This window comes from Citrobacter sp. Cu096 (assembly GCF_030332285.1).
In the GTDB taxonomy this organism is placed as follows: domain Bacteria; phylum Pseudomonadota; class Gammaproteobacteria; order Enterobacterales; family Enterobacteriaceae; genus Citrobacter; species Citrobacter meridianamericanus.
In genome coordinates this window covers 65,227-77,058 of sequence record NZ_JAOWID010000017.1, presented here as the reverse complement: position 1 = coordinate 77,058, position 11,832 = coordinate 65,227, and the positions used below count along the sequence as shown (strand labels likewise).

Annotated in this window: 11 protein-coding genes; 8 read left to right on the top strand and 3 right to left on the bottom strand. The window is 52.2% G+C overall.

Features of this window, described 5'->3' with window-relative positions; genetic code table 11:
* Window positions 1–4: 4 nt before the first annotated feature.
* The 3 genes from ubiE to udp all read right to left on the bottom strand — a co-directional run bounded on the left by ubiE (window position 5) and on the right by udp (window position 3,188).
* A complete protein-coding gene (ubiE, locus tag OGX99_RS01280; RefSeq protein WP_003017897.1) occupies window positions 5–760 on the bottom strand; it encodes a bifunctional demethylmenaquinone methyltransferase/2-methoxy-6-polyprenyl-1,4-benzoquinol methylase UbiE in 756 nt (251 codons plus the stop codon).
* A 94-nt stretch (window positions 761–854) separates the two neighbouring features.
* Window positions 855–2,267 carry a DNA recombination protein RmuC gene (gene rmuC, locus OGX99_RS01275; protein ID WP_247605082.1) on the bottom strand — a complete coding sequence of 471 codons (1,413 nt, stop codon included), beginning with the start codon at window positions 2,265–2,267 and terminating at the stop codon, window positions 855–857.
* 159 nt (window positions 2,268–2,426) lie between these two features.
* A complete protein-coding gene (gene udp / locus OGX99_RS01270; protein WP_057064426.1) occupies window positions 2,427–3,188 on the bottom strand; it encodes a uridine phosphorylase in 762 nt (253 codons plus the stop codon).
* A 265-nt stretch (window positions 3,189–3,453) separates the two neighbouring features.
* On the opposite strand from udp, the gene OGX99_RS01265 reads away from it, so the two are divergent.
* The 8 genes from OGX99_RS01265 (at window position 3,454) to OGX99_RS01230 (ending at window position 11,755) form a co-directional block, all read left to right on the top strand.
* Window positions 3,454–4,260, top strand: a complete 807-nt coding sequence (locus OGX99_RS01265; RefSeq protein WP_151220038.1) for a dienelactone hydrolase family protein — start codon at window positions 3,454–3,456, stop codon at window positions 4,258–4,260.
* 280 nt (window positions 4,261–4,540) lie between these two features.
* The gene (locus OGX99_RS01260; protein ID WP_151216371.1) at window positions 4,541–5,209 is read left to right on the top strand and encodes a cysteine hydrolase family protein; all 669 of its coding nucleotides are present in this window, start codon (window positions 4,541–4,543) and stop codon (window positions 5,207–5,209) included.
* A 4-nt stretch (window positions 5,210–5,213) separates the two neighbouring features.
* A complete protein-coding gene (locus OGX99_RS01255; protein WP_278238720.1) occupies window positions 5,214–6,074 on the top strand; it encodes an oxamate carbamoyltransferase subunit AllH family protein in 861 nt (286 codons plus the stop codon).
* Window positions 6,075–6,164: 90 nt separating this feature from the next.
* Complete coding sequence (gene fdrA / locus OGX99_RS01250; protein WP_187260260.1) at window positions 6,165–7,724, top strand: acyl-CoA synthetase FdrA; 1,560 nt, start codon at window positions 6,165–6,167, stop codon at window positions 7,722–7,724.
* The gene (locus OGX99_RS01245; RefSeq protein ID WP_151225763.1) at window positions 7,721–9,142 is read left to right on the top strand and encodes a YlbE family protein; all 1,422 of its coding nucleotides are present in this window, start codon (window positions 7,721–7,723) and stop codon (window positions 9,140–9,142) included. Before fdrA ends, OGX99_RS01245 begins: the two co-directional genes overlap by 4 nt.
* On the top strand, window positions 9,139–10,098 hold the full coding sequence (gene arcC / locus OGX99_RS01240; protein WP_187260259.1) for a carbamate kinase: 960 nt from the start codon (window positions 9,139–9,141) through the stop codon (window positions 10,096–10,098). Before OGX99_RS01245 ends, arcC begins: the two co-directional genes overlap by 4 nt.
* A 15-nt stretch (window positions 10,099–10,113) precedes the next feature.
* Window positions 10,114–10,506, top strand: coding sequence for an allophanate hydrolase-related protein (locus OGX99_RS01235; RefSeq protein ID WP_151216376.1), 393 nt, complete (start codon window positions 10,114–10,116; stop codon window positions 10,504–10,506).
* A gap of 25 nt (window positions 10,507–10,531) precedes the next feature.
* Window positions 10,532–11,755, top strand: a complete 1,224-nt coding sequence (locus OGX99_RS01230) for a cytosine permease (RefSeq protein ID WP_151225760.1) — start codon at window positions 10,532–10,534, stop codon at window positions 11,753–11,755.
* Window positions 11,756–11,832 lie beyond the last annotated feature (77 nt).

Here is an 11,832-nt window from a genome sequence, read left to right as displayed (position 1 = left end):
CCTGTCAGAACTTGTAACCACGATGCAGCGCAACGACACCTGCCGTCAGGTTGTAGTAATCAACGCTTTCGAACCCGGCATCTTGCATCATTGCTTTTAAGGTGTCCTGATCGGGATGCATGCGGATTGACTCCGCCAAATAGCGATAACTGTCTGCATCGCTTGCTACCATTGAGCCAATACGCGGTAGAACGTGGAAAGAGTACGCGTCGTAGGCTTTGCTCAGCGGTTCGATAATCGGCTTAGAGAACTCCAGCACCAGTAGACGCCCGCCCGGCTTCAACACGCGATACATTGAGCGTAATGCTTTGTCTTTATCCGTCACGTTGCGCAGACCGAAAGAGATGGTGATGCAGTCAAACGTGTTGTCAGGGAAAGGTAATGCTTCCGCATTCGCCTGAACGTACTCAACGTTCCCCACTACACCGATATTGCGCAGCTTTTCACGACCCATTTTGAGCATCGAGTCATTGATATCCGCCAGCACAACTTTGCCGGTTTCGCCTACCATGCGAGAGAATTTCGCCGTCAGATCGCCGGTACCGCCAGCCAAATCGAGAACGGTTTGTCCGCGACGCACGCCACTGCAGTCAATGGTGAAGCGCTTCCACAAACGATGAATGCCGAATGACATTAAGTCATTCATAACGTCATATTTAGAGGCCACAGAATGAAAAACGTGGGCCACCATGTCAGCTTTCTGCTCTTTAGCGACGGTCTGAAAGCCAAAGTGCGTCGTTTCTTGTGAATTATCCACCATCTCAGTGCCTGCTCATTCAAAAAATGTTCGAGAAGTGTAACAGATTGGGCCAATTTGCCCTACCCTTCTGCCGGGTTCAACTACCCCAAATGGACTAGCTTGATTGCTGATTTACCGCTTCATCATCGGAGTAAGGCTCATCTTGTTGCGTTTCAGGGACCGAGCGCAAGCGGTACTCTTCATCCTGCGTAGTGGCTTGTTCAGCCAGCTCAGGATTAATCTCGCGCTTAATTTCCACTCCTAAACTGCGAAACGCTTCGGCCTGCGACAGGACGTTTCCACGGCCTGAAGAGAGTTTTTTCATCGCCTGTCGGTAGTTGTCCTGGGCTTTATCCAGGCTTTGACCAATTGCCGACATATCATCCACAAACAACCGCATCTTGTCATAAAGTTTGCTGGCCCGATCGGCAATTTGTTGCGCATTACGGCTCTGATGCTCGTAGCGCCACAGATTGGCAATCGTACGCAATGCCACCAACAGCGTGGTGGGACTGACCAGCATAATGTTATTTCTAAGCGCTTCGGTAATCAGTTCGGGCTGCCTGTCGAGCGCCAGTAAAAAAGCTGGCTCAACGGGGATAAACATCAGCACATAGTCAAGCGTACGTAATCCAGGAAGCTGCTGATAGTCTTTGCGGCCCAACAGACGAATGTGGTTTCGCACCGAGGCGATGTGCTCCTGTAGCGCGCTCTCGCGGGTGAATTCATCTTCAGCGTTAAAATAGCGTTCATAGGCGACCAGCGTCATTTTCGCATCAATCACCACATCTTTGCCCTGCGGTAATCGAACAATAACATCTGGCTGCATCCGTGAACGGGCGTCGTTTTCGATGCTGACCTGGGTTTCGTATTCATAGCCTTCGCGCAGACCGGAAGCCTCAAGCACCCGCGTGAGTACGACCTCGCCCCAGTTCCCCTGCGTTTTGTTATCACCTTTTAATGCCCGCGTCAGGTTTACCGCTTCCTGTGCCATCTGCGCATTCAGTTGTTGGAGATTACGAATTTCGTGCGCCAGAGTATGGCGTTCCTGCGCCTCTTTGCCAAAGCTGTCCTGAACCTGGCGTCGAAAACCGTCCAGTTGTTCGCGAAGCGGTGCCAGCAGGCTGTTCAGGCTTTGGCGATTTTGCTCATCTACGCGGCGATTGCTGTGCTCGAAAATACGGTTCGCCAGATTTTCAAACTGCTCGCTCAGGCGCTGTTCGCTGTTGATCATCTGACGGATCTTATCTTCCGCATGCTGTTGCGTTGCTTCCAGCCGGGTAGTGACTTCACGGAGATCGGCTTCCAGAGAGGTGTTGATACTGTGCAGGCTGCGCAATTCGTTATTAAGCAGTTCGCACTCATCACGCCAGTGGGCTTCCTGTGAGAGTTGTTGCCGGGCGGCGCTTAGCGCGATATCCAGTTCACGTCGTTCTTCGATGAGATCGGCACGGATCCTGTCGGCGTGCGCTTTTGTTGCCAGCCACCCGACCAGCAGTCCTGCGGCTAATGCCAGCACGGCACTCATCACAATTGAAATATCCACAACGCCCCCCTTACAGCTACGACTTACCGGCACAAAATAGAATTGTGCTGTATAAACGTCCAGTTTAAAAGGAATTTCCTGCGAGGCACTACGCAAAATAAAAAGGCCGAACGCGTCGGCCTTTTTGAATAGACGGGAGAATTACAGTAAACGACGCGCAGCTTCCACCACGATTTTCACCGCGTGGCTTTCTGTTTGTTTCATCGTTTCCGCATTAGGGATCTCTTGCTGAGTACGGTTCACGATAACACCCGCAACCATACCGGCACGCAGACCCTGGCTAGCGCACATGGTCAGCAGCGTGGCGGATTCCATTTCGTAGTTCATGACGCCCATAGACTGCCACTCTTCCATAGAGCCTTTAAAACGGCTCACTACGCGACCAGAGAAGGTGTCATAACGCTCCTGGCCCGGGTAGAAGGTATCAGAAGACGCAGTAACGCCAATGTGGGTGGTGGCGCCGATTGATTTCGCCGCTTCCACCAGCGCGGTGGTGCACTCGAAGTCCGCAACAGCCGGGAACTCCATGGGCGCGAAGTGCAGGCTTGCTCCATCCAGACGGACAGACGCCGTGGTGACCAGGACATCACCCACGTTGATATGTGGCTGGATAGCGCCAGTCGTACCGATACGCAGGAAGGTACGAATGCCCAGCTGTGCCAGTTCTTCTACGGCAATAGAGGTTGACGGGCCACCGATACCGGTAGAGCAAACGATCACGGCTTTACCATCCAGCTCAGCACGCCAGGTAGTGAACTCGCGATGAGATGCCAGCTTAACCGGCTTATCCATCAGCGCGGCGATCTTTTCCACACGCTCCGGGTCGCCAGGGACGATAGCAAGCGTAGCCCCTTGTAAATCGCTCTTAGTGAGGCCGAGATGAAAAACATCAGACTTAGACATAAAAACTCCTCTGTGAATCGGTTTTGTCAGAAGAAGCAAAAACACACTTTACCGAAGGCATGAACATATTTTCGTGACAGTCATCACTATGATGTAAATCAATTGCATTCAATTACCATCAAATAGTGACTTGAATCACATAAATGATGCGATGTAAGGAACCCCTGCACAAAAGATAGCCCGTTTAAGGCAATGTGGTTCGTTGCATGTGTCTATAGTTAACAATGCGCTTTTTGGCTGAATATTTAAGGGTACGGAGAATACCATGACAACACGACAATCTGGCTTTGCACCTGCTGTATCTCCACCAACGTCTACCACGGTTCACACTCCAGATAACGCAATTATCGCCGGAGTAACATCCATACCTTCACAAGGCGATGATATGCCAGCGTATCACGCACGACCAAAGCAAACCGATGGCCCGCTGCCCGTGGTTATTGTCGTGCAGGAGATTTTTGGCATTCATGAACACATTCGTGACGTTTGCCGCCGTCTGGCTCTGGAAGGGTATCTGGCTATCGCTCCAGAGCTCTATTTTCGCGAAGGCGATCCCAATGACTTTGCCGACATTCCCACGCTGCTCAGCGGCCTTGTCGCCAAAGTACCTGACTCTCAGGTACTGGCCGATTTGGATCACGTCGCCAGCTGGGCCTCCCGCAACGGAGGTGATGCGCATCAACTGATGATTACCGGATTCTGCTGGGGCGGGCGCATTACCTGGCTGTATGCCGCACATAATCCACAGTTAAAAGCGGCGGTGGCGTGGTACGGCAAACTGGTGGGCGATAAAACCCTCAACTCGCCGAAACATCCCGTTGATATCGCGACCGATCTTAACGCTCCCGTTCTGGGGCTTTATGGCGGCCAGGACACCAGTATTCCACAAGATACCGTTGAAACAATGCGTCAGGCGCTACGCGCCGCCAATGCTAAAGCGGAAATCGTGGTCTATCCCGATGCCGGACATGCGTTTAACGCCGATTATCGCCCGAGCTATCACGAAGAGTCCGCTAAGGATGGCTGGCAGAGAATGCTGGAGTGGTTTACCCAGTACGGCAGTAAAAAATAAGGACAACCCTGGCTTCGGCCAGGGTATCCCTCAGAAAAAATAAGTGTATTGCGTCACATTCTTGCGACAATTTTTTTAATTATACAGTCTCGCTGCATCAATTTTTTTGCTGTTAAAGAAGGCGCTATGATCGCCTTCACATTTGACGTACTCCTCCCCCATCAAATGCAAAATTTTCGTTGCTTAGCGCCAAACTATTTTTCTGTTTAACATCGCTATTCTCCTGAATACTCAGTAACAGACCCAGCGAATTGCTTATTCTGTGAACAGGAGATTGATCATGACGCAACAGACTTTCCAGGCCCAACCTTTTGCTCTGCCTTTTGATCCGCATACCACCGCACTGGTGATGATCGATATGCAACGTGACTTTGTTGAGGCAGGTGGTTTTGGTGAAGCATTAGGTAACGATGTCTCGTTGGTTCGAAGCGCAATTGAGCCATGTAAAAAGGTATTAGCGGCTGCGCGCGATAAAGGCTTACTTGTGATTCATACTCGCGAAGGGCACCGCGCCGATCTTAGCGATTGCCCGGCGGCGAAACTCACCCGCGGCGGTAAAACTTTCATTGGCGAAACAGGCCCTATGGGACGCATTTTGGTTCGGGGCGAAGCCGGCCACGACATTATCCCTGAACTGTACCCGGTCTCGGGTGAACCGGTTATCGACAAACCAGGTAAAGGTGCGTTCTACCAGACTGATTTACATCTGATTTTACAAAATCACGGGATCAAAACGTTAATTGTCTGCGGCGTCACGACTGAAGTATGCGTGACGACGACGGTACGAGAAGCCAACGATCGGGGCTATGAATGCATCATTCCTGAAGATTGTGTGGGTTCCTACTTTCCAGAGTTCCAGAAATATGCGCTGGAGATGATCAAAGCCCAGGGCGCGATTTTTGGTTGGGTCAGTCACGCTGATGCCATTATCGCAGGGTTGAAAGGCTAACGTCATGGCGCCGGCGGCACTTTCTGCGCTTTCGCTAGGGTATCTCTTTCCGGTGAAAGGACGACACATTCTGCGGGTTCACAGTGCATTTCAGCATGCTCTGAATCTGCGCTCAGAAGAAGGACGTCACCTCACGCTGCTGTGTGCAGAGAAGTATCAAAACCTGGCGGATGCGGCACGGATCATGCTGCCAGAATGGTGGGACTGGCGGCGGGAGATCACAGGAACCGGGACAATTCGGTTAGCCGATGGCGTATTAATAGCCCAGCGTTTTCGTGTGGACCTGAACGCAGCCGCAGTATGGCAACCCCAACTCCGACGTGAATCGCTGGATCCGAAAACCTGTTTGTGGCCCCAACGGCACTACAGGACGCTGGATTCTCAACTGCTGCTGTTTTGCCTGGAACATGAGGTAGAAAGCGCACTGCAATGGCAGGGAAATATTCGCCAACGGGGGTTAAGGCCACAAGAGTCGCCGGAGCAACTTGAAGAACAGGTCCCCCGGTTAATCGGTTACGGCAAAGGGCTAACGCCGGATGGCGATGACTATCTACTGGGTTATCTGGCGGCGCTTTGGCAGTGGAAACTCTGTCCCGGTCTTGAGGCTCACTACACCAGATTGCAACAGGCTATTGAACGGCAACTACCGTACACAACTGACATCAGCCAGCATTATTTACGCGGCGCGCTACAAGGTCATTTTTCGCAACCGATTTGCGAGTTGCTCAAACAGCTTAATGTTGACGCGCCTACAACAACGATTATCGCCTGTGCAGAACAGGTCATGCAATTTGGGGCGACATCGGGCGTCGACTGCCTGGCCGGTTTGCTTCACGGCATGAGAACGCTGTACGCACACCATTGAATAAATGAAATGCTCTCGTAGCGCAGATCGCTACGCGGAATCGCTGTACCCGAAATCTGTTATCGGGTGATAAACGACGGACATAACACAATGAAAGTAAAGAATAAAATTTTCAGAAACCTCTATCAGGATTCCGTATCCCTGATGCAGATTTCGGCGCAAATCAGCGCGTTACCAGGCATTCAGCAGGCTTCCGTGGTGATGGGAACATCAACAAATCTTGAGCAGCTTAGTCACGCCGGGCTTGGCGACAACGTCAAAGCAGGGCCAAACGACCTGGTCATAGCGGTAATGGGAGAAGAGGATATCTGCGCCGAAGCGCTGGATATCGCAGAACAACGCCTGATCAGTAAACCGGAAGATGAAGGTGACGAGGGTGTAAAAACACCGGATATAGTGAGTATAGAAATGGCGCTGGAGAAAGTGCCTGATGCCAATCTGGCGCTGATTTCTGTCCCTGGTGACTACGCCGCGGCGGAAGCCATTAAAGCGCTGAATCTTGGTCTGAATGTGATGATGTTCAGCGATAACGTCAGCATTGAGCAAGAGAAAGCGATAAAAAACCTCGCTCGTGATCGTAACCGTATCGTCATGGGGCCCGATTGCGGAACCGCCATTATTAACGGCATTCCATTGGGTTTCGCGAATGTAGTAAACCGCGGTCATATCGGCGTGGTGGGAGCCTCCGGCACGGGATTACAGGAAGTCACCTGTCGTATTGACCAACTGGGTGCAGGTATCTCTCAGGCGCTCGGTACTGGCGGCCACGATCTGAGCGAAGACATCGGCGGGATTTCGATGCTGTTTGGGCTGCAAGCACTCATGGATGATGACGACACCCACGTCATCGTATTGATTTCCAAACCACCGTCATCAGTGGTAGCTGAACGTATTCTGCAACTGGCGCAGTCTGCCGGCAAGCCGGTCGTCGTCAATTTCCTGGGAGCCGACCCACAAACCGTTACGCGACCAAACGTAACCGCAGCGACAACCCTTGCTGGCGCAGCAGACCTTGCCGTCGCGTTGCTAAACAAACGCCCACTAACGGAAACTCGCTATCAGCCTTCACCGTCAGACCTTACTGCACTGCAACAAGCCTGCCAGCGTTTGGCTCCAACTCGTCAGGCTATCCGCGGTGTTTTTGCAGGAGGAACATTCTGCTACGAAGCGCAGCTCATCTGTCAGCAAAACGGTTTTACCGCCGCATCAAACACGCCGGTGTCGGGTAACCAAACGCTTGCCAATATCTGGCAAAGCCATAACCACACGCTGATAGATATGGGTGATGACGATTTTACCCGAGGTAAGCCACATCCCATGATCGACCCGACATTACGCAATCAACGTCTGCTCGCTGAACTTAACGATCCGCAGACCGCCGTCGTTCTGTTCGATTTGGTGTTGGGATACGGTGCGTCTGAAGCACCTGCTGCTGAATTACTCGAACAACTCACACAGATTGATCAACAGCAGGCACCACTGATGATTGCTCACGTTTGCGGTACCGAAAGCGATCCCCAGCAAAGAAGTCGCCAGGTCAGCGCTTTGCGTGATGCTGGCGTCATTATCGCTGACTGTAATGCCCAGGCTGCGCAATGGGCCAGCATCGTGGCGCAGATTCAGATTGAGAAGAAGGAAGTAATTGCATGAATACCTTGTTTAATCAGCCGCTGAAAGTGGTAAACGCCGGATTACAGAGTTTCGCCAACAATATTCAGAAAGTCGGCGGTGAAGCAATAGCGTTGAGCTGGCAGCCGCCTGCACAGGGAGATGTGAATGCCGGACTGGAGCTGGCCTCTTTAATACACCATCCGCTGGTTGAACAGGCGAATAAAATCGCCATGGAGCGCTATCTCAGCGCCCAACCGGTACTGGTCGATGTTATGCAGGCTCATGAAGCAATTCCAGAAATGGCTAAAAGTAAACGTATTCTTCACTCCGGTCCCCCCATTAGCTGGGAAAACATGTGTGGGCCGGTAAAAGGCGCAATCATCGGCGCAATGCTCTTTGAAGGATGGGCCACCAGCCATGAAGAGGCGGAGTGTCAGATTCTGGCGGGAGATATCGAACTTGAACCGTGCCACCATTATCACGCTGTTGGACCGATGGCGGGAATTATCAGTCCGTCGATGCCGCTGTGGGTCATCGAGAACAAGACTAACGGTCAGCGTACGTTCAGCAATTTTAATGAAGGGCTGGGTAAGGTTTTACGCTTCGGAGCGAACAACGATGAGGTACTCAATCGCTTGTACTGGATGCGTGACGAGCTGGCACCGGCACTGAAAGCGGCTGTCATTCGTCTTGGAGAACTGGAGCTAAAACCACTCATGGCCCAGGCGCTGCATATGGGTGACGAGGTTCACAACCGTAACGCCGCCGCGACCGGCCTGCTCATCAAACGCCTACTGCCTGCGCTGTTGTCCAGTAATTTACCTGCGGAGCAGTTGCAGCGAACGGTCACCTTCATTACCAGCAATGATCACTTCTTTCTTAATCTCTCGATGGCGGCCTGCAAAGCAATGATGGACGCGGCAACCAATGTTCCTTTCAGTTCCATGGTTACCGTTATGGCCCGCAACGGCGTGAATTTTGGTATTCGTCTTTCGGGTACAGGCGACCAGTGGTTCCAGGCTCCGGCCAATGCGGTTGAAGGGTTATTTTTCCCCGGCTATGGAGTAGACGATGCCGCCGCCGATCTTGGCGACAGCGCTATTACCGAAACCGCGGGCGTGGGTGGTTTTGCCATGGCTTCTTCCCCAGCAATTGTGAAATTTGTTGGCGGAACACCTGCAGATGCCACCAACAACAGCAGACGCATGCAGGCAATCACCCTGGGCGGCAATCCGGCATTTACTCTGCCAGCACTCAATTTTGCTCCGACGGCGGCGGGAATCGATGCACGTAAGGTGGCCGACAGGGGGATTTTACCGGTCATCAATACGGGGATCGCCCATAAACAGGCAGGTGTCGGTCAGATTGGCGCAGGGATCACGACCGCGCCAATGCGCTGTTTTGTTGATGCCATTGCCGCGCTGGCGCGGATCGTCGCACAAGGAGAAAAACCGTGAATAAACCTCTGGCTGTCGTTGCCGTTGGCGGCAACGCGCTGATTCAGGACGATCGGCGTAATAGTATCTCCGATCAGTACGAGGCCGTCATGGAAAGCGTGAAGCACATTACTGATATGGTCGAAGCTGGATGGGACCTGGTACTGACTCATGGCAATGGCCCACAAGTGGGCTTTATTTTACGTCGATCCGAGTTAGCTAGCAGTGAAGTCTCGCCGGTCCCGCTGGATTATGCGGTCGGCGATACTCAGGGCGCGATCGGCTATATGTTTCAGAAAGCGCTGCATAACGAACTTGCGCGCCGCAGCCTCCATAAGCCGGTTGTGGCACTCATCACGCAAACACGGGTCAGCCAGCACGACGACGCTTTTGCTAACCCAAGTAAACCCATCGGTGCATTTCTGGACGAACACACTGCACGTGAACGCCAGCAACAGCTTGGCTGGACGATGATGGAGGATGCCGGACGAGGCTGGCGACGTACCGTACCGTCGCCAAGGCCTCTGGAAATCATTGAACGAGACACTATCGCGCAGTTAGTGCGGCAGGGCTATATCGTTATCGCCTGCGGCGGTGGCGGGATCCCTGTCATACGCGATGCGCATCACCAGTTGCAGGGGGTTGAGGCGGTGATAGATAAAGATCTCGCTTCCGCGCTGCTTGCCAGCCAACTGGGAGCGGATTTGCTGGTTATCCCGACTGGCGTGGAAAAAGTGGCGATTAACTTCGGCACACCAAAGCAGCAATGGCTGGAAACGCTCAGCATCGCGCAAGCCGAAAAGCTCCTGCAGGAAGGTCAGTTTGGCGTCGGCAGCATGCAGCCCAAAGTCGAAGCAATTCTCGATTTCATGAATGCCAGCCGACAACAGGGCAAGAACGCCAGCGGTCTGATCACCAGCCCGCAGGCGATCAAATCTGCACTGGACCATCAAAACGGCACATGGATAACCCTTTAGCTTTAGGAGAATAAGATGACTACAACAACCCTACTGGCCGTCAACGGAACCCTGATGCGCGGCCTGGAACTCAATAAAAATATGCAAAAAGCAGGAGGTGTCTTTATCCGCGAAGACCGCACTGATGCGCACTACCGTTTGTGGAGCATTAACGACCAACATCCGGGGATGATCCGCGTTGCCCAAGGTGGTACTCACGTGGCTCTGGAAATTTGGCAATTACCACTGGCCAGTTTTGCTGAACTGCTGATGAGTGAGCCAGCCGGACTGGCAATCGGCAAAGTCAAACTCGAAGATGGCAGTGAAGTTTTGGGTGTACTGGCGGAAAACTGGCTGACAGAAGGGCAACGGGAAATTACCGAATTAGGAAGCTGGCGCAAATACACCGGTCATTTTCATACCGTGTAATGCGCATTAACAGAGGGAACAGGATATGCGTAAAACAGAAGAGAGTATGAATACTGCATCAGGCTTGAGAATTGCCATGATTCTGTTGGGGATCGCAGTAACACCGGTTTTGCTGTCGTCCTCAAGTCTTGGCAACCAACTCTCCAGTAGCAGTCTGGTTACTGTAGTGCTGTTGGGTGGGTTAATCCTTACCATCCTTGCCGCCATCACGATCAGCGTTGGCGAAAAAGCCCGTCTGCCGACATACGGTATTGTTAAGTACGCTTTCGGTGAAAAAGGGGCCATTGCTATCAATATCCTGATGGCAATCAGTCTTTTTGGCTGGATTGCCGTGACTGCAAATATGTTTGGTCACTCTGTCCATGACTTACTGTTACAGCACGGCATAACGCTTCCTGTCCCTCTGCTGGTGATAGCGGGTTGCGTGGTATTCGTCGCATCTACGGCATTTGGCTTTGCCGTATTGGGTAAAGTCGCACAGGTCGCGGTGCCGATCATCGCCTTAGTACTGTGCTATATCCTCTATATTGCGACACACAGCGAAGTCACCGCGCCAGCGGAAGTTGTCAGCATGAATACAGGTGTCGCTGTCTCGACCGTCGTCGGCACCATTATCGTGCTTGTCGCTACGCTACCTGATTTCGGCAGCTTTGTGCATAATCGCAAACATGCTCTCATCTCTGCGGCTGTGACGTTCCTAATCGCCTATCCGCTACTTTACTGGGCTGGCGCAACGCCCAGCGCCCTCAGCGGTCAGGGTTCTCTGCTGGGAGCCATGACAATATTTGGCGCCGTATTGCCAGGCGCGCTGCTGCTGATCTTTGCCTGTGTAACAGGGAATGCCGGAAATATGTTTCAGGGTACGTTAGTGGTTTCAACACTGTTAACCCGGTTCCCTAAATGGCAAATTACTATCGCCCTGGGTGTACTCTCTGCGATAGTCGGAAGTCTGGATATTATGGCGTGGTTCATTCCCTTCCTACTGTTCCTCGGTATCGCGACGCCGCCTGTAGCAGGTATTTATATTGCCGACTTTTTCCTCTATCGCCGAAATGGTTATCAGGAATTGGTCCTGACGCAAGAGCCACAGATTAAGGTACTGACGTTTGTTGCATGGATCCTTGGCGCCGCTGTAGGTTTTATGACGGTAAAAGGCCTCTTCACTCTAACCAGTATTCCTTCGGTGGATTCGATTGTTGTAGCTTGTATCGCTTATATACTGTTAAGTCGACTGGGCAAACATCATTAGTTCCTGGGTATAATTGGCATTAACATTACGGCTGAACCGGGATTGGTTTAGCCGATCTCTGCCAACCAGGAAACCTT